Source organism: Shewanella baltica (assembly GCF_900456975.1).
GTDB lineage: Bacteria > Pseudomonadota > Gammaproteobacteria > Enterobacterales > Shewanellaceae > Shewanella > Shewanella baltica.
In genome coordinates this window covers 3,149,889-3,168,578 of the sequence record NZ_UGYM01000002.1, presented here as the reverse complement: position 1 = coordinate 3,168,578, position 18,690 = coordinate 3,149,889, and the positions used below count along the sequence as shown (strand labels likewise).

Sequence of the window (18,690 nt, the reverse complement as noted above, 5' to 3'; positions counted from 1 at the left end):
TGCCGAATAAGTGTTAGGCACAAGTTAGCTTTTAGGCTATCTTGTGCTCCTCTTATTTAGCCTGATGTTTGGGTTTATCTATGTCTGACTCTTATTCAGGGTACCGGTTGTTTACGCGCTTAGCCTTATATCTACTGCTTTGCGCGCTAATAGGTTTATTGGTAGGGAAACTTCTCTGGATACTCTTTTTCGGCATGCTAGGCCTGGTTTGCTGGCATTACCGACAATTATCACGGCTTAACTTTTGGTTATGGCGCGATAGAAAACTCACGCCGCCGCAGGGCAGTGGGAGTTGGGAAGGGGTGTTTAACGGTATTTATCGCCTCCAAGGTAAGAATCGTCGACGTGTCGGTCAATTGGCCGCATTGCTGGCGCGATTTCGCCAAGGTGCAGAAGCGTTACCCGATGCCGCTGTGGTGCTCGATTCAGAGCATAATATTTTATGGTGCAACAAGTTAGCGCAGCTTATTCTCGGCTTTGTTTGGCCGCAGGATAATGGCCAGCGTATTGATAACTTGATCCGCCATCCTGATTTTTCCGCTTATATTAAATCTGCACAATACAAAGAGCCGCTGGAGTTACCTTCGCCGGTATCGGATAGGCGTTTGCTTGAGATCCGTATCATGGCCTACGGTGACAGGCAGCTACTGTTAATTGCGCGGGATATCACCCGTATACGTCAGCTCGAGGGCATGCGTAAAGAGTTTGTCGCGAATGTGTCACATGAGCTGAAAACGCCGCTCACTGTGTTGCAGGGTTATCTCGAAATGATGCAAAGCATGGCCGAGCCCGATTCGATGAACGTCAAACCGCTGGCTTTAATGCAGCAGCAGACGCGGCGAATGCAATCTATGGTCGAACAGCTATTGATGTTATCGCGGATTGAAGATGCGGCCGATATCAACCTCGAACATACAGTGAACATGACGCAGCTGATGGAAGTGCTCAAGGAGGAAGCTAAAGCGCTGGCACAAGACAGATACGAGCTGAGCTTCTATTGCGAACCTGGGCTTGATTCCCACGGTAATGAATTGCAGCTAAGAAGTGCTTGTTCTAACTTGATTTCTAACGCGATTCGTTACACTGAACCCGGCGGTAAAATCACAGTGCAGTGGCGCAGTATGGCAACGGGAGCCATCTTTAGCGTAACGGATACGGGCGAAGGCATTGCACCTCAGCACATAGGTCGATTAACCGAACGTTTTTATCGGGTAGACAGTGCGCGCTCAAGGCAAACCGGTGGCAGTGGTCTAGGTCTTGCGATAGTAAAGCATGCGCTTAACCATCATCACAGTGAGCTTAAAATCAGCAGTGAAGTGGGTAAAGGCAGTACGTTTAGCTTTGTTATTCCTTTACATCTTATCGAGCGTAAGAAATAAATTGCTTAAGTGAAATATTCGCAATTAATAATAAAAACAGGCCATTATGGCCTGTTTTTGTTTCTAGGTTCAGAGAGTTGTTTATTAGTGACAGAAAAAAGCGATAAATAACGCATTGTCATCTAAGTGTCACATCACAGACATAGAATTGTCATTGTAGCGATTGATACTGGCTGCGTCTGAAGAAACTTAAGTTACAAATTAGTTAGCTTACTACTGGAGCACATAATGAAACTGAAAAAGCTTGTCGGCGCGATTACCCTAACAGCCGCTGGTGTATTCTCTGCAACTGCGATGGCATCGATTGATCAATCTCTGCCAACTTATGAAAAAGCGAGTGGCGTGTCAGGCAACTTATCATCTGTAGGTTCAGATACGTTAGCCAACATGATGACACTTTGGGCCGAAGAATTTAAACAAATGTACCCTAACGTCAACATCCAGATCCAAGCGGCGGGTTCTTCTACTGCGCCACCAGCGTTGACTGAAGGCACTTCACAGTTCGGCCCTATGAGCCGCAAGATGAAGCCTAACGAAATTGAAGCGTTCGAAAAACATTATGGTTATAAGCCAACTGCGGTTCGCGTAGCTATCGATGCTTTAGCTGTATTCGTACATAAAGACAACCCAATCAAAGGTTTAAGCGTTGAACAAGTTGATGGTATTTTCTCTTCTACTCACAAATGTGGTAGCAGCGACATCCAACGTTGGGGCGAGCTGGGCTTAGACGGTAACTGGTCTGCTAAAGACGTTCAACTTTACGGTCGTAACTCTGTATCTGGTACTTACGGTTACTTTAAAGAGCACGCACTGTGTAAAGGCGACTTCAAAGCGAACGTGAACGAGCAACCAGGTTCTGCATCTGTAGTGCAATCTGTTTCTCAATCTCTAAACGCGATTGGTTACTCAGGTATCGGTTACAAAACTGCTGGTGTTAAAGCAGTTGCGATTGCTAAGAAAGGCGAAGAGTTTATCGAAGCAACTGCAGAAAACGCAGCTAACGGTACTTACCCACTATCACGTTACCTATATGTTTACGTGAACAAGCAACCAAACAAAGACTTAGCACCAATGGAAAAAGAATTCCTACGTTATGTGCTGTCTAAGCAAGGTCAGCAAGTAGTTGAGAAAGATGGCTATGTGACTCTGCCTAAGAGCGTAGTTGCTAAAGATTTAGAACAAGTGGGTATCCGCTTGTAAGCCAAACGGCTTGTTAATCAAGGACCTCCTCGGAGGTCCTTTTTTGTTTCTGGGGTTTTATCTGGGCGATGATGTTTGGTCATTCTGTCTGGTAGATGCCAAATAAAAGGCATAAAAAAAGCAACCTAAATAGGTTGCTGTAAATTCCAATTCGGAATCTTGGGACGGTCGCGCTAGAAACCATCTAAAGGAGAATGATGATGAACGAAGAAACTCATTACAAAGATTCGGTTCATAATATCTGACTCAGCATCCTTAAATTAGTTCAGAGAAAGTGCGAAATATTTTAAATAATTTTGCACTTTGTTTTTATTAGAAGCGCGAGCCTCTATTTTTCTCAGTTTCTTCAGTTTGCTCATCGCTATTGGCCGTCGCAACGGGCAAATCTTGCATCACGAAAGAAAACCGATTGCAGTTCTGTGATCGCCGCCAAAGATGAACTGTTACAAAAAACTCGCCTATAACGTGCCGATAAGCTGACTTAAAGCTCAGTTACGATTTGCCTCTGAGCAAATGTGCAGTCGATAATAACGCCTAACAATCCGTGATAAGTTATAACCGTGACAAGTCATGAAGCGTTGCACCACAGCTGCGCGGCATACAACTCACGATTAAGTATTCAAACTTACCCTAACAATTAAGAGCCAGAGCTTAGAGGGCTAGCGCCCAGAGCCCTGAACCCAGAGCCCAGAACTTGAATATCGAGGCGACAGTGTTACAACCAACTAAGAGTACGCTAGCGGATGCAACGACTTGGGATTTAACCCGAGATTACCATTCTTTTGCTAATACCGAACAAGTGCAAGTGAGACATGTCTCTTTGGATTTAGTGGTGGATTTTGACGCGCAGCGTCTTTTCGGTAAAGCGACGCTGTCCTTGGAATACCTTGAGCCCGATGTAACAGAGCTTTGGCTCGATAGCCGCGATCTAACCATACTCGCGGTTACTTTTGTGAATGATGCAGATAGCGTCAATGCCACTGATACAGTGAGTGTTTTAACAACAGAAAATGAGGAGCCGCTCGATTTTGTGCTGAGTGAAGCCAATTCCATTCTCGGGCAAAAATTATGCATCAGTTTACCAACGTCACCTTGCAAACAGGTTTGCATTCACTATCAAACCTCTCCCGCCGCCCAAGGATTACAGTGGCTAGCACCTGAGCAAACTGCAGGTAAACAGTTACCTTATCTCTTCAGTCAATCGCAACCGATCAATGCCCGCAGCTGGATCCCATTGCAGGATACGCCTAAGGCGAGAGTGATCTTTGATGCTAAAGTGCAAGTGCCCAAAGGCATGCGCGCAGTGATGAGTGCGATGAATCATCCCGACACACCGCTTAATGGTGTGTTTCACTTCGAGATGGAACGACCTATCCCGACCCATTTAATGGCGCTGGCCGTCGGTGATATTGCCTTTCAAGCGATAGGCCCAAGATGCGGGGTTTATACTGAGCCAAGTATGTTGGCGGCCGCCGCAAAAGAGTTTGAAGATACCGAACATATGCTCGAGGTTGCCGAGTCATTGTTAGGTCCTTATGTGTGGGGCCGTTATGACATGATTATCTTGCCGCCGAGTTTCCCTTTTGGCGGGATGGAAAATCCGCGGTTAGCCTTTTTAACGCCCACACTCATCGCCGGCGATAAAAGCTTAGTGTCAACCGTTGCCCATGAGTTAGCGCATTCGTGGACTGGCAATTTAGTCAGTAATGCAACCTGGCGAGATCTTTGGTTAAACGAGGGTTTCACTACTTACTTTACTAACCGTATCGTGGAAGCGGTTTACGGCAAAGAGCAGGCAGAGTTGGAGTGGGTGATAGAGTTTGGTCGCTTAACAGAAGAAATGGCGTCTTTGCCTAAGGATAAACAAACCTTGCCCGCCAATGTGCAGCAGGGCGATCCCAACCTTGCCTTTAATCGTTTTACTTATGATAAAGCCTCGATGTTTGTCCATGATCTCGAGCGCAGGCTAGGGCGAGTGGCGTTCGATAAATTTTTACGCAACTATGTGGATCATTTTGCCTTTAAGGCGATTACCACCGAAGTGTTTGTCGAATACGCGCAGCAAACCTTACTGCTATTACACTCAGATAAGATTACCGAAGCCGAGCTGCTAACGTGGATTTATGGCGAAGGTTTGCCCGAGGGATATTGCGGACCAACATCCATGAGTTTAGATAAAGTCGATGATGCGTTGGCGTGTTTTTTACAGGGAACGACCGCGAGCCAATTAAGCGTGAAAGATTGGCGAGTACATCATTGGCAGTATTTTCTGACCCAATTGCCTGAAGTCGTCAGCCAAGTGCAACTGATGGATCTGGATGAAATGTTCCAATTCACCCAATCGACCAATGCGGAAATTGCCTGTGATTGGTTCAGGGTGGCGATTCGCAATCATTACGACCCTGTGTTGCCGGCATTAAGTGTTTATCTAGTACGTATTGGCCGCGGTAAATTTGTGCGGCCACTTTATGCTGAGCTGCAAATCGCGGGATATCACGCTGAATTAAAAGATATCTATACAAAGGCTCGCGCAGGTTATCATCCTTCGATTCAAGTTCAATTGGACAAGTCACTAATATTATAGATATTTAGGCGATTATAGAGATTTAGGTGCGTATAGAAATTTAGGCAAAAAAATGGCAACCTAAGGTTGCCACAAGGAAATCAGTGCGGGATACAAATAGAACTCAGTGCGCTAGCGTGTTTTCTATTGTGTCCCAAAAGGGAGATGATGATGAACGACCAACTAATTAGACTCAATGCGATAAAACAGAAACTGTGTCATTTGAGTAGATGAAACTGCGACTTCACATATTTCATTCTCAAGGTGCATTTAATCTTATCCGTTAATCCTTACCTATACTCAGAGTCGCCATTTTTAATTAAGTTCACCGATATCAGAAAAAAATCCCAAAAAGTTTAAAAATATTTTCTGGGGTATTTTTCTGGTAAATATTGAGTGCTCACACTTAAGTGCTACATTTGTTTTACATTAAAATCATAGCGATAAAAATTAAAAGCGTGTCAGTTTATTAATCTATGAGCTAGCGTTAGCGCTTGTTGAAATTTGAGCAAAAAAAATGGCAACCTAAGGTTGCCACAAGGAAATCAGTGCGGGATACAAGTAGAATTCAGTGCGCTAGCGTGTTTTCTATTGTGTCCCAAAAGGGAGATGATGATGAACGACCAACTAATTAGACTCAATGCGATAAAACAGAAACTGTGTCATTTGAGTAGATGAAACTGCGTCTTCACATATTTCATTCTCAAGGTGCATTTAATCTTATCCGTTAATCCTTACCTATACTCAGAGTCGCCATTTTTAATTAAGTTCATCGATATCGCAAAAAAACACCAAAAAGTTTAAAAAAGAATTTCTGAGAGATAAAAAGCAGTTGAAATGAGACATTACATTTATTTTACATATAAATCATTGTGATAAAAAAAGGCAACCCAATGGTTGCCTAGTGACCTATTCCTAGGTCAAGGGGGCCGCGCTAGAAGCCCCAGGGAGATGATGAACATGAAAAAGACATTCACTGTTCAATACATTTGAGGGGGCTTGTACGGTTAAAGTTCCATAAAAAAGTTAAAATAAATCTAAATTTTTATAAAACGCAAAATTTCAAATAGATAGCGAGTAAATTATTTTAGTAAAGCGGCAATTTTACTTTCTAATGCTTCGGGTTTCGTGGTCGATGCAAATCGTTCAATCGCTTCGCCTTGGCGATTAACTAAAAATTTGGTGAAATTCCATTTGATACCTTGAGTACCTAATACACCGGGAGCAGCTTTCTTAAGGTATTGATAAAGTGGATGGGTATGTTCGCCATTCACTTCTATTTTAGAAAATAGCGGAAACGTCACGCCAAAATTCAATTCACAAAAGGCTTGAATACCTTGCTCATCGGCTTTTTCTTGGGCGCCAAATTGATTGCAAGGAAAGCCCAAAATTACTAATCCTTGATCTTTGTATTCTTGATATAACGCTTCTAATCCCTTGTATTGCGGTGTAAATCCACATTCACTGGCGGTGTTGACGATCAAGAGTACTTTGCCTCGATACTGCTCTAAACTTACTGTGTTGCCTTGAATGTCTGTCGCTGATTGGCTGTATATATTCGTAGTCATGTTCACCTCCATAGGATCTTAGTCAAACAGCATAAACCTAAAAATAATTTTCAGCAATATAGTTGTGCGCAATTCATTTTGTGGGTTTGCTAATTTACTTAATTATCAATATAGTTACAGCAATTTTGTAGCTAAAGAAAAGGGCATCTGTGTGACAGAAAATGACGCAGAATACGAAACAAACATGCAAGCTGACGTGGGGCAGGTTGTTCAACAACTCACTGAAGTTGAAGGCGAAGAACAGGCTGAAGTGTTTAGCGAAATTTTGAATGACTCAGAACCTGGAACCATAGCCTTAGCGCTTGAATCCTTGCCCTTGGATGAGCGTTACGAGCGTTGGCAGCAAGTTGAATTTGCTGACCGAGTGACAGTGTTGAGCTTAATGCGTGCCGATCCGCGCATGGGGATCCTCAAACGGATGCCCGACAATGAAGTGGACTTGCTATTTGCCCAGTTAAGCCCAGAAGATTTAATTGAGTGGAGTGATTATCTCCCTGAAAGTTTTACCGATCGCGCCTTGGCTCAGATGGGCGAGCGTCAGCGACAACGATTCGAACTCTACGATCAGTACTCTGAGAATGAAATCGGCCGTTATACCGATCATCAAATGTTGGTGCTCAGTGATAAGGCGAGCGTTGCGCAGGCACAGCGCTTTTTCCGCCGTATCGAACTCGATTGTAACGACAATTTGTTTATCGTTGATGATCAGGATAAGTATCAAGGCACAGTGCGTCGGTATGACATTTTTAAACATAATCCCGATGAGTTATTGATTTCACTCTTGTCCGAGGATAGCCGTGCGTTATCCGCTGACACGAGTTTATTGGAAGCGGCCGAAGCGATAGAGCACAGCCGCGAAATCGAATTGCCTGTGATCGATGAGTCTGGAGAGTTAATTGGTCGCGTGACGCTGCGAACCGCGACCGCTTTAGTACGTGAGCATTATGAAGCGCAGTTGATGGCAACTGCGGGTATGGATGAGTCCGACGACTTGTTCGCGCCGATTATGAAAGGCGCCCAGCGCCGCGCTGTGTGGCTCGGGATCAATTTACTGACGGCTTTCCTCGCTTCGGCGACGATTGGCTTATTTGAAAATGTGCTATCCCAAGTGGTCGCGTTAGCGGTATTGATGCCGATTGTGGCTTCTATGGGCGGCATTGCGGGTAGTCAGTCGTTGACGCTGATGATCCGCGGCATGGCTATGGGACAGATTTCAGCGGGTAACTTGTTTTCGTTAATGAAGAACGAACTCGGTATTGGCATAGTTAACGGATTTTTGTGGGCGATAGTCATAGGTTTAGTCTCTGGCTGGTGGTTCGGTGAAGCGACCATAGGCATAGTGATTGGCTGTGCAATTTTGATCAACATGGCCGTGGCGGCAATTGCTGGCGTGGTCGTGCCTATGGTGCTGCAGAAGTTTAATCAAGATGCGGCGCTGTCGGGTTCAGTGATCTTAACCACAGTGACGGATGTGGTGGGCTTCTTTACTTTCTTAGGTATGGCGACCCTCCTGTATCTGTAGTGCATTGGTATATAAACAGTTATATCAGCAGTGCTCTGTTAGATTTGTAGTATGAGAGTGAAAGCGAAGTGGGATATGAGTGCACAGCTAAGTGGCGTGCATTTCCCGTATGTTGGCAACATTAACGGTTTAATCTGGATATGAGTGACATTCAGTTTGTAATAAGTGAACAACCAGAGGAATTAGCGCTGGCGGCACAATTGATTGATGGGCGTGATGATAATGCCCATCCGCTTGACCATCAGGTATTTTTCGATTCTCGTGCGGTGATCTTAGCGAAAACTATCGAGGGTGAGATAGTCGGTTGCGCTGCGATAAAAGCCGGTAAAGGCACTGTTGGTAAAGGCACTGTCGGTGAACTGGGTTATCTGGTGGTGTCGTCCCATTATCGACGTCAAGGCATTGCCAAAGGTTTAACGCAAAAACGTATCGAAGTGGCGAAGGCTTTAGGGATCTCGATTTTATACGCCACTATTCGCGCCGAGAATACGTCGAGCCAAGCAAATTTGTTGAAGGCGGGCTTTCAATTTTGGCGTGATTATTTGAGTGTCCGCGGCACGGGCAACACTGTGGGTTGGTATTACTTAGCCTTAAGTGCCAATGTCGACGCTGAAGCGATAATGCTGTCTTTAGTGGGTGATCGCATTCAAGTGGTGTAATTGTACGGTAAGTGAAAAGACTTAGATCTTCAGCTGTTTCGAGTTTGTTTTACATTTGTATATCCATCGCGAAAAATCCCCATTTATACGCAAATAGGCTGATTTTCTTTATTTATTCGGTATGATCCGCGGCTATTACCCACAGTCATTTATTGAGGTGTTTTTATGGCTAAGTTCAGAGTAGCAAGTGTTTTATTATTGAGTGCGGCAGCGCTGCAAGTGAATGCGTCAGAATTTAATCTTGGGTTGAACAACGATGTGGTTTCTACTGAGTTAGAACTGCAATTGAGCAAAGATACTAATGCAGTGTTAGGTTATATCTATGCCGACGAGGGCGGCCATATTGCCCAAGGTGCAATGCACATGACCCATGATGTGGGCGTGCATCACTTTGAAGTTGGCGCTAAGTTAAGTCAGCTTTGGTCTGACTATTCTCCAAATGGTAGCGCCATTTCTGTTGGTGGCCGTTATGCGCTATCTATGGGACCTAATATTTCATTACACGCCGCCGCTTACTACGCACCGTCAGTCTTATCGTTTGGTAATGTTGATGGTCAATATGAGCTCGATTCAAAAGTGCAATACCGCGTAACGCCAAACATGGCGTTTTATGTTGGTTATCGCAAGATTGCCTATGAGTACGATAATGCGCGCGATTTCACTTTCGAAGATGGCGTGTATATTGGCGGCAAATTCCGCTTCTAAAACAAATCGTTTTGATCTCGCTGCGTTAACTTAGCAGTCGATGTAAAGAGCCGGCCGAGGTCAACTTCGCCGGCTTTTCCATTTTGCTTTTAGCTCGCTGTAGCTGGGCAATATGGATGAAAAAATGACTAATCCGATGCCGATTAACATCACTAGGCTGAGTTCTTCATCGAGTATCAACCAGCCGAACAAGGCCGCAAAAATCAATCCGGTATATTCTACAGGCGCCATTTGGCTCGCATCGGCACGTCGATAGGCGTGAATGATGAGATAGGTCATGCCAATATAAAATAGTCCCAACGTTAATCCCACCTGTGCCACTGGCAAACTAAAGTCCGCGCCTTCGTATAAGGTCGCCGGTATCAGAAATATCATCGCAAAGGCATTAGACCAAAAGAGCATAGAGAAAGGATGTTCATGGGTCGAATAGGCCTTTAAAATCAAACTATTCAACGCCGACGTCATAGCGCCGAAAAAGGCTAAACCTATATACAGGTTAAATTCGGTTGGTTGGCTGATAAGTAGAATGCCAGTAAAGCCAATGATCCCCGCAACTGAGCGTCGATAGCCTATGCGTTCATGCAAAAATAACGCAGAAAGCACGAGGAGTAACAAAGGTGAGGTATAAATCACGGCGGTTACCGTTGCGAGGGGAAGATGCAAAATGGCGAGCATAAAAATGGCGTTGCCGAGCCCAATCAATAGGGCGCGGGCAAGATGCACTTTGTAATAAGGGCTCAGTTTGAGATTACCCTGCAAGCGCCACACAAAAGGCAGCACTAGCAAGGTGGCAAAGAGTTGTCTGTAGAGCACCAGTTGGAACACCGGGGCATCATTTTCAAGCAACTTGACCAAGAGGTTGCCACTGGCAATCAGGAGTTGTGCGGCTAAAATCATCAATAGAGGCTGCATAGGATCCCAGCAAAAAATAAGTCAGTATTAAGTTGTATTTTGGATTTCAGGCCACGGTTTGGACTTTGAGACTAAAATAGCTCCATACGGCATGGGATATTCGACTAATTTAGCCTAACTGATTGTAAAAAACTAAATGTGGCCATAAAGTTAACCTACAATTCCAACTATCAACTAAGATTGACAGCATTAGCATTTACTTCATAGCTGTATAAATGATCTATGGCCCCTTAACTTAATAAGCCGATGAACAAACTTAAACAAACCCTATTTTGGTGTTTTTTACTTTTTATATGGACATTAAGTCCCTCTGTATTAAGCGCTGAAATTGCGTTGGACTCGCCGTATTTGTTCCATGCTCAAGCGGATCAACAGCCCCCAAAACAGTTTGATGCTGTGCCCAATTGGATGGGCCAACTCGATGAAGCTAACTCTGTGAGTTTAACCGGCGGTGACTATTGGATGATCACGCCTGTGATGGTCAATCAACGTCAGTCGAATTGGGTAGTTGATGCGAGTAATTCGATTATCGAATCCGTAGATTATTGGATACTCGGCAGTGATGGCAGTTCACAGCATGCCCACAGCGGCTACAGTGCCCCCTACGAATTTTTATTCGATTATGGCCGTAAGGTCACCTTGAATATGGGCACGGATTATTGGCTGTTGGTTAAGCTCAGTAGCCGTTATTACTCATCTCCTCCCGAGATAGCTCTGCAAAGCTTGACGGATCATCAGTTGATGTCTGATCGCCTCGCCATGGCAGTGCTGCTGTGCTTAGGCGGCTTATTATTTATCGCCTTATATAATCTTCTGATTTATATATCTATTCTCGATAAAGCTTTTCTTTATTATGGTCTTTATGTCTTCGCGTATTTTGGTGGCTGGGCACTGACCTTCCATTTGCCGGCGCACTTGTTTAATTTCCATTACCTTGAGTTGCACCATCTGTTTTTTATCAGTTTGCCGATTTTTAATATCATGTTTTACAAGCACTTCTTGCAGCTGCCTAGCTACTCACCACGATTGTGGCGCCTTAGTCAGTATTTGATGTTTGCTTGTATTGTTGCTTTGCCGACCAGTATTTGGTTGTTGCCCTATACGGCGATTATTGCCTCAGTGCTGATCATGCTGTGGATTGCCTTAGCGATTACCTGCGGTAATGTGTGCTTGATGAAAGGCTTTGCCCCAGCGCGTTATTTTATTCTCGCCTTTACTTGTTTACTCTTGCCTGCGGTGATTATTTTGCCCGGGAATATGGGGCTAACCCCTGATTTTATCGAACATGCGGAGCTGGCGACGCTGATGGGCGGCACGGCTGATGCGCTGCTATTGTCCTTAGCGTTAGCGAATAAGCTTAAGTTACTCGCAGAGGAACGTAAGGCGCATATTGAAGAGCTTGCGATTGCGTGGGAAAAGGCCCGCTTAGATGGCTTGACCCGAGTCGGTAATCGTTATGCCTTTGATGAATATATGAACTCTCAATTAGGCTTCGCCGATAAAGTAGTGCAGCCTATGGCGTTAGCGCTATTGAATATCGATAGCCTGAAAAGTGTTAACGAAACGCTCGGCCATCAAGAGGGCGATAGATTACTGCAAGTGGTAGTGCAGTTATTGCAAGCAACGGACTTAGCGCATTTAAAGCTTTATCGTATTAGTGGTGATGAGTTTGTGGTTGTGACGTCTTCGGCTGGGATCCCGCTATTGCTGAGTTCGTTAAATGGTTTAGGCGAACAATTAGCCAGCCAAGGCTTTAAGGATTGTCAGTGTAGTTTTGGGATCTCGTTAAACTCTGAGGTGGCCGATCCCCATGAATGGCTGCGTTCTGCTGACACTAACTTGTACCAATCGCGAATGGATAAGCGCCGCCAAGAGTATGTCGATACGCGCGGGGTCGATGTGAGACTGCATTTAAGCTAGCGACTGCGTTCAATCAAATGGTTTGCAATGGATGCGAGATAAAAGCTAGATAAAAGTTAGGTAAAACAAAACGGCGCAGATAAATTCTGCGCCGTTTTATTTTTACCTTAAGCTGAGTGTTGTCCTCGGTCTATAAGTACGAGTTTAGAAGTCTTTCTCGCCCTTTATCAAGACGGGATGACCCGATATTGCTTTTGAGGTGTGCATACCCGCCATCGTCGCCGCTTCGACGCAGCCCACATTGAGACCTGTCTTTATCCAATCGCCCGTCATATACAAGTTATCTATCCCTGTTCCATCTGTTGTGATGCGATACTGCGAACTGTCCTTAACCGACAACACATAACGTTCGGATGGGTCCACATTTGCGCGCCAATATTGGCTATCGAAACGGGCAACGCCTTGACGGTCTTGTTCATCGTGAAGCCATTCCCAAGGGAAGCTATCACCGACATTTTGCCAAAGTTTATGGATTTCGGTATTGAGCTGGTGGATAGCACCGGCTTTAGCTTCTAAGGTTTTCCGTTGTTGAAAATCCACATCCGAGCTTGGTGGATAGGCTTCGACAGGCAATGCCGAGCAAAAGTAGCTGGCATTTTTAGGTTCTAAGCCGCGCCAATCTTCTTTGTCTAGCAGTTGGTTCATCGATGCCCAAGTATCGTAGGGTTCGGTGAAGCCCGATAATACTGGCTCCTCGCCATCTTCAGAGTAATTCGGCCAGCCTATTCCATTAAGATCTTGGTTCATCCACAGTTGATAGGCTTGAGTGGCAACGGTTTGCACCTTATCAACGCAAAGTGTGAGGGCTGGGCTTTGTGCCATCACTTCACTCGCCACATGGGGCACTGAACCGATGGAAAGACCGAAGATGACTTTGTCGAAATCCACACCTTTGACTAAGCGCTTTTTCGGCAGGGCTTTGCCAAAGTGCGTTTCATATACGCTGTCCCAATCGCTCCAGAAGTGTTCCAGATTGATATTATGGGCTTTAAGCAGCGCAGCTTGTTCAGGCTCAAGTTGCTCATAATTGGGCGTGCTCGGCCAGCAGGCGAGACCTTTAACATCGACCAAGGGATCGTAGCTTGTGACTGTCGGTGCCAAGGCAACTTGCTCGGTGATTTCAATCGCTTGAACGCTTTGATTGCGGCATTCGAGGTTATCGACGCGATTGAAGTAGTGGAAGTTGACACCTCGGCGTTTGAGCACTTCGTAGAAAGGCGTAAAGACCACATCGCCCATGCCGGCCTGCATTTTCCACATTACACCACCTTGATAGCACAGGGCGATACGAAGCATAGAGCGGATAATTGTCCCCGCCTCGACATTGGGTTTGTCGAAGTTGCCTTTTTCATAGGCGAAGACTAAGTCGTAAAAACCACGCACGGGTGCGCTGTCGACTGTGTACTTAAGACTGGCACCGTGTTTGGTTAGCCATTCGCGGTAATCATAACCATTAATGGCATCGAAGCCTTTTTCAAACACATCATCGGCAAACATGCCCTTGAGTATCGTAAGCCCCAGATCGGCGGCGATGTACAAGTGGCGCAGTTCGTCATTGTTATCTAAATGGCCGCTAAAGCGTTTGACGAGTCGTTTATGCAGGGCATCGACGGCCGATTCGACAAAGCCATCGTCACTTTCACTGTGGACATGCTCATCGCACTCGCGGCCAATCATTTGATTGAAATGGCATTCGAGCTTATCGCCGAGCGCGTCGAGTGATTCTTTGGCATCTTCGACTGAATCTTCTAACTTATCTTTTAAGCGTTCAAACCAGCTGCTATCGAGCCAGTTTTTAGGTGTTCCCATGGCTTTTTCATCGGCATCAAGCAAGTCATCCATGTCCTTGAGCCATTCCTTTATCCACGCAAAGGCGACTTTAACGACTTTCCAGAAGGTGAGGGTTTCGGTGCCATCACCAGGGATGCCCGGTAGTGTAGGGAAAGTGATTGGCCAGCTTACCGAGCGGCCTTCGACTTCTTCCTGTAATACGATGAAGTTATGGGGTTTAAAGGCATCAAAAAAGGTCGCGAGCGGCGCTCCTTCTGGCCTATCTAATTCTTCATAAGCTTTACGCATTAAGGCAAACGCGTTTTGATAAAAACCAAACCAAATATGTAAGCCATGTTCTTCAATGCGTTGTCCCATTGCAGCATTGCGGCCGCTTGCCCCTTTGCCACCGATACGCCAGCCGAGTTGATAGACATCAATCTCATATTGATTCTGCCAGCCGGGTTTGTCGGTCAGATAACAGGCAGCGGTCATCGCCGCGACACCGCCACCGAGAATGGCGATTTTCTGTTTTTTGATTTCGGAGTTATCGACTAATACTTCACCGGGTGGCACTTCAAAATCAAAGTTCACATGGTAAGGCAGTAAGACATGCTGCTCGCCAATCTCGACGCCTAAGGTTTCCTTTAGCGGGAAGCTGGCATTATCAAAAATGGTCGCGACAAAATCATTTTTGAGCAGGGCAACACTGTGCACTTTATTCACTTGGGCAGGTGCGGCGACGATGGCTTGATAAACGGCTTTTTGCCCAGATGAGTCGGGGAACTGCTTTAGAAATACTTGATCGATTGCGGGTTTAAATAGCAGATGAAACAGCTGCTCTTCGCCGAGCTGGTCGAGCTCTGGTATGAAATCGGTTTGTTCTTTAAAGAGTTGCCAGGTTTGGGTTATCGCTTCAAGGGTGGAAAGCTGCGCCTCGGGTTTGGCATCGCAATTCACTTCAATCAATGGATGCAGGGCGAGTTCAGTTTCTGGTGAGAAATGTAAAAAACTTTTGGCAGCAAGGGATAATCGCGTCAGAGGCTCACCCACAGCTGGCATAGTGTATTCACATAGATATTTAGGATAACCAAAGAGTTCACGGCCATTAATTAAGGCCATGGCATCGTTCACCCAAATGTGTAGCGGCTGAAAGTAGACTTGGCTGATTTGTGTGCTGTCGCTGCTATCTTGGCGCCCGACCATGACCCAAGTGATGATGTCCGTTTCTTGGATCCAACCTTTGGCTCTGTCTTCTGGATACGCGGAGTAAGCTTTTTCAATCTGAGTGAAGGTTGTCAGTACGTAGGGCGATAACACTTTAAAATACATTGCACTACCGGCAACTTGATTCAAGGTCTTATCGATAGAGCGTTGGAGATTTACCTGTTTCCCCTTCAGAAAAAAACCGTACATATCGGCTTTATTTAACACTAAGGGGGAGTGCATCAACATACTGCCTTGGGGATAAATAAAGTCGGGGCGCTGTTTTTCCATGGCGTTCATCCTTAAATTTCAGTGTAAGTCCAATGATTTGAAAGCTATAACCCAAAAAGCATAGGGCAAATAAGCTATTAAGCCCATTGATTTTACAATTGATTTATTAAGAATTTGAGAGGGGGTAACAGGATTGAGTAGCAAGTTGGATGTTATCCAACTTGCTCAGATTTGGCAGGTTCAGCACAGAACGAATTCGTTAAACAAACCCGTGGGGCTAGGGGACTTAGGTTCAGTTACTTCGATTTATTTTGGTAGAAATCCACCTCTGTATTATCGTCCGAGTAACGTCGCTTAGTATCCCTGCGGCGCTGTTTCACGCGTTTATTCTTTTGCTTACCTTTGACGTTATCGCCCCATGGCGCATCATCGTCGTCAAATTCATAGGAGTGTGACATGGTCAAAATTCCAAAAATACCTGTGCCATTCGCAGCACCCGATCTTTTTACCCAAAGGTGAGATGAAGCTAAAGCGAAATATTTCATCATTGATGGTGAAAAGTTTTGCCCAAGAGCCATATCTTGCCACTGAAATAAACGTATCTGTGATTTTAACTGGGAGGATGTGGCTTATCTTTATGATAATAAAAGAGTAAATCTGATTTTAATCGTAAGTCACATTATTCGATTGAACTTGGCGCCCAGAAAGGAGGACGCCAAGTTTTGATACAAAATAATGAGTTAGTGTTACTTACTGCGGAGCATACGTGCGACAAACATGCCATCGCTGTTGGCCTCAAAGGGCCACACGGTCAACATTTCTGTTTGTTCACCGCTAAAAGGATGGCGTATCGGCGTGAGCGTGAACTCTGGATGTTGCTGTAAAAACGCCGTTACCAGGTCTTGGTTCTCAATGGTCGACAAGGAGCAAGTGGCGTAAACGAGGATGCCGCCGGCCTTAACTGCGCGGCTACTGCGGCTTAAAATATCGAGCTGTAACGCGGCTTTATCGGCCACGGCTTCAACACCATCCAACCAACGCATATCAGGATTACGTCGCCAAGTGCCAGTACAACTGCACGGGGCATCGACTAACACACCGTCGAAATGATCCGCAGGCACGGGGAGGGCATCACTCTTCCAACGGGCCACACTAATGCCCTTAAAGTGGGCTCTTTGGGCGCGCTTAGTGAGTTCTTCTAGGGCATTGGAGCGAATATCGGACGATATGATGCTGCCCGCAGATGACGTTTGGTTATCAGCAGCTTTAGCTAACATCAAAGAGCGCAGTTGTAGGGTTTTTCCGCCAGCACCGCTACAGGCATCCCACCAATGGGCATCGGGTTCAGGCGCGCAAATTTGCCCTATGACCTGTGAAGCCAAATCTTGGATCTCGATGTTACCGTCTTTATACAGGGCGATTTCATTAAGATTCATACTCTTACTGCCAAGATTGATGGCATCGCTAAAGTAATGACCATAACTCGCTTCTATGCCGAGCGCTTGCAGTTGTGTCGCTGCATCTTGACTCGTGATCCCTTGCGCGCGTCCCCAAATCGGCGGGCGACTAGACATAGCTGCAATTAATTGCGTTTGCTGCGCTGTATCAACAGGGCATACTTGCCAGAACCAGTCGGGTAATAAATCCTGTGCCTTAAACTCAGTCGCAGGGAATAAATACTGTATCAGTGCCAGTTTGTCGTCGAGACTTTCAACAGTAAGTGCTTGAGCTTGCTGATAATCGATGGGCGATTGTGATAACTCATGCCAAGCGCTGGCAATATCTTGCCATGCGTGAGCTTCCAATAGGGCACTGGCGCTTAGGCTGGCAAAATAAACGGCTGATTCTTGCTGATCGCCTAATCGCTGAAACCATCCCCACCAGCGGAACAGACTAAATAAGGATTCACGAATGACTTTACGATCCTTCGAGCCGTGTTTTTTATGTTCTCTAAAGTAGTTTGCCAGAATACGGTCGGCGGGCATTTTACTGCTTTGAATTTCATCGAATAATTGCTTAATTGTACTGGCGTAACTGAGTGCGCGTTTTTGCGCTGGAGTGCTTGCCTGAACATTTAACGCCGATGATGTGACTGAGTTAGATGCTATACCGGAAGAGAAGCTGCTTGGATTACCCATAAATTTAGCCTAGATCATGCTTCTGTGACTGCGCCTTTATGTAAGAGGCATAGCTGAACAGAGGGGAAAAATAAGTGGCGCAGAGTGTAGCAGTTTTGCCCGATAACAGGCAGTAAAAAAGCCCCGAATTAGCATCAGCTAACGGGGCTTTTTGTGGTTGAGTCACTGAGACTCATGGTGCATTCAGTACCTAACGGTTATTTGCGGGCTATTCGCGCAATGACCGTTTAGCAGATGACTATTTCGTCACCATCTTTTGGATTTGCTTAGCCCGTTCTTCATCGCTCATTTCCACCGGTGGCGGCGTGATTATGCCTTTTTGGCACGCAGGTCTGAGCGCTAACTCATCTAACCAACGTTGCAAATGGGTCAAACCTTCCATATTGATGCCGCTCCACTCGTGGATACGTACCCAAGGCCAAGTGGCAATGTCGGCAATCGTGTATTCGTCACCAGCAAGATATTGATTTGTCGCGAGTTGAGTATTCATGACTTCGAATAAACGTCGACCTTCTTTTTGATAACGGTCAATGGCTGCGGGGATTTTTTCTGGGAAGTATCGGAAGAATACGTTTGCCTGGCCCATCATGGGTCCGACGCCGCTCATTTGGAACATCAACCATTGAATAACCTGAGAGCGCTTTTTAGGATCGACTGGCAGGAATTTACCTGTTTTTTCGGCGAGATACAGCAGAATTGCACCGGATTCGAATACCACAAAATCTTCGTTGTCGCGGTCGATAATGGCGGGAATTCGGCCATTTGGATTAATGGCAATAAACTCAGGCTGTTTTTGTTCATTGGTGCTGAAATCTAGCTTATGGACGCGATATTCTAGCCCCATTTCTTCCAGTGCGATGGAGATTTTAAAACCGTTAGGGGTCGCGGCTGTGTATAAATCTATCATTATGATTCCT

At 45.6% G+C, this 18,690-nt stretch carries 13 protein-coding genes; 7 read left to right on the top strand and 6 right to left on the bottom strand.

Features of this window, described 5'->3' with window-relative positions; translation table 11 throughout:
• Positions 1-80 precede the first annotated feature (80 nt).
• The 3 genes from phoR (at position 81) to DYH48_RS14325 (ending at position 5,163) form a co-directional block, all read left to right on the top strand.
• Positions 81-1,379, top strand: coding sequence for a phosphate regulon sensor histidine kinase PhoR (gene phoR, locus DYH48_RS14335; protein ID WP_006080905.1), 1,299 nt, complete (start codon positions 81-83; stop codon positions 1,377-1,379).
• Positions 1,380-1,607: 228 nt separating this feature from the next.
• Positions 1,608-2,579, top strand: coding sequence for a PstS family phosphate ABC transporter substrate-binding protein (locus DYH48_RS14330; RefSeq protein WP_006080906.1), 972 nt, complete (start codon positions 1,608-1,610; stop codon positions 2,577-2,579).
• A gap of 712 nt (positions 2,580-3,291) precedes the next feature.
• Positions 3,292-5,163, top strand: a complete 1,872-nt coding sequence (locus tag DYH48_RS14325; protein ID WP_115336140.1) for a M1 family metallopeptidase — start codon at positions 3,292-3,294, stop codon at positions 5,161-5,163.
• 1,061 nt (positions 5,164-6,224) lie between these two features.
• Here DYH48_RS14325 and DYH48_RS14320 read toward each other — a convergent pair.
• Positions 6,225-6,710 (bottom strand): glutathione peroxidase, encoded by a 486-nt coding sequence (locus DYH48_RS14320; protein WP_006080908.1) that lies wholly within the window; start codon positions 6,708-6,710, stop codon positions 6,225-6,227.
• A gap of 151 nt (positions 6,711-6,861) precedes the next feature.
• Here DYH48_RS14320 and DYH48_RS14315 point away from each other — a divergent pair, with 151 nt between their 5' ends.
• From DYH48_RS14315 to DYH48_RS14305, 3 genes are all read left to right on the top strand, one after another.
• Positions 6,862-8,232, top strand: coding sequence for a magnesium transporter (locus DYH48_RS14315; protein ID WP_115335178.1), 1,371 nt, complete (start codon positions 6,862-6,864; stop codon positions 8,230-8,232).
• Between the two features lie 140 nt (positions 8,233-8,372).
• Entirely contained in the window at positions 8,373-8,891 is a 519-nt protein-coding gene (locus DYH48_RS14310) for a GNAT family N-acetyltransferase (protein WP_115335177.1), read from the top strand.
• Positions 8,892-9,056: 165 nt separating this feature from the next.
• A complete protein-coding gene (locus tag DYH48_RS14305; protein WP_006085173.1) occupies positions 9,057-9,596 on the top strand; it encodes a YfaZ family outer membrane protein in 540 nt (179 codons plus the stop codon).
• A gap of 60 nt (positions 9,597-9,656) precedes the next feature.
• On the opposite strand, the gene DYH48_RS14300 is transcribed toward DYH48_RS14305, so the two are convergent.
• Positions 9,657-10,508, bottom strand: coding sequence for a DMT family transporter (locus tag DYH48_RS14300; RefSeq protein ID WP_115335176.1), 852 nt, complete (start codon positions 10,506-10,508; stop codon positions 9,657-9,659).
• Between the two features lie 246 nt (positions 10,509-10,754).
• On the opposite strand from DYH48_RS14300, the gene DYH48_RS14295 reads away from it, so the two are divergent.
• Positions 10,755-12,428 carry a diguanylate cyclase gene (locus DYH48_RS14295; RefSeq protein WP_115335175.1) on the top strand — a complete coding sequence of 558 codons (1,674 nt, stop codon included), beginning with the start codon at positions 10,755-10,757 and terminating at the stop codon, positions 12,426-12,428.
• A 144-nt stretch (positions 12,429-12,572) separates the two neighbouring features.
• On the opposite strand, the gene DYH48_RS14290 is transcribed toward DYH48_RS14295, so the two are convergent.
• From DYH48_RS14290 to DYH48_RS14275, 4 genes are all read right to left on the bottom strand, one after another.
• The gene (locus DYH48_RS14290) at positions 12,573-15,695 is read right to left on the bottom strand and encodes an NAD(P)-binding protein (RefSeq protein ID WP_115335174.1); all 3,123 of its coding nucleotides are present in this window, start codon (positions 15,693-15,695) and stop codon (positions 12,573-12,575) included.
• Between the two features lie 236 nt (positions 15,696-15,931).
• Complete coding sequence (locus DYH48_RS14285) at positions 15,932-16,093, bottom strand: hypothetical protein (protein ID WP_006080915.1); 162 nt, start codon at positions 16,091-16,093, stop codon at positions 15,932-15,934.
• A gap of 288 nt (positions 16,094-16,381) precedes the next feature.
• Complete coding sequence (locus DYH48_RS14280; RefSeq protein ID WP_115335173.1) at positions 16,382-17,773, bottom strand: RsmB/NOP family class I SAM-dependent RNA methyltransferase; 1,392 nt, start codon at positions 17,771-17,773, stop codon at positions 16,382-16,384.
• 238 nt (positions 17,774-18,011) lie between these two features.
• On the bottom strand, positions 18,012-18,680 hold the full coding sequence (locus DYH48_RS14275; protein ID WP_115335172.1) for a glutathione S-transferase family protein: 669 nt from the start codon (positions 18,678-18,680) through the stop codon (positions 18,012-18,014).
• Positions 18,681-18,690: the final 10 nt, after the last annotated feature.

Coding starts and splice junctions, on each gene's coding strand:
- phoR (WP_006080905.1), top strand. CDS start 81: ATGTCTGACTCTTATTCAGGGTACCGGTTGTTTACGCGCTTAGCCTTA.
- DYH48_RS14330 (WP_006080906.1), top strand. CDS start 1,608: ATGAAACTGAAAAAGCTTGTCGGCGCGATTACCCTAACAGCCGCTGGT.
- DYH48_RS14320 (WP_006080908.1), bottom strand. CDS start 6,710: ATGACTACGAATATATACAGCCAATCAGCGACAGACATTCAAGGCAAC.
- DYH48_RS14310 (WP_115335177.1), top strand. CDS start 8,373: ATGAGTGACATTCAGTTTGTAATAAGTGAACAACCAGAGGAATTAGCG.
- DYH48_RS14305 (WP_006085173.1), top strand. CDS start 9,057: ATGGCTAAGTTCAGAGTAGCAAGTGTTTTATTATTGAGTGCGGCAGCG.
- DYH48_RS14300 (WP_115335176.1), bottom strand. CDS start 10,508: ATGCAGCCTCTATTGATGATTTTAGCCGCACAACTCCTGATTGCCAGT.
- DYH48_RS14295 (WP_115335175.1), top strand. CDS start 10,755: ATGAACAAACTTAAACAAACCCTATTTTGGTGTTTTTTACTTTTTATA.
- DYH48_RS14290 (WP_115335174.1), bottom strand. CDS start 15,695: ATGGAAAAACAGCGCCCCGACTTTATTTATCCCCAAGGCAGTATGTTG.
- DYH48_RS14285 (WP_006080915.1), bottom strand. CDS start 16,093: ATGTCACACTCCTATGAATTTGACGACGATGATGCGCCATGGGGCGAT.
- DYH48_RS14280 (WP_115335173.1), bottom strand. CDS start 17,773: ATGGGTAATCCAAGCAGCTTCTCTTCCGGTATAGCATCTAACTCAGTC.
- DYH48_RS14275 (WP_115335172.1), bottom strand. CDS start 18,680: ATGATAGATTTATACACAGCCGCGACCCCTAACGGTTTTAAAATCTCC.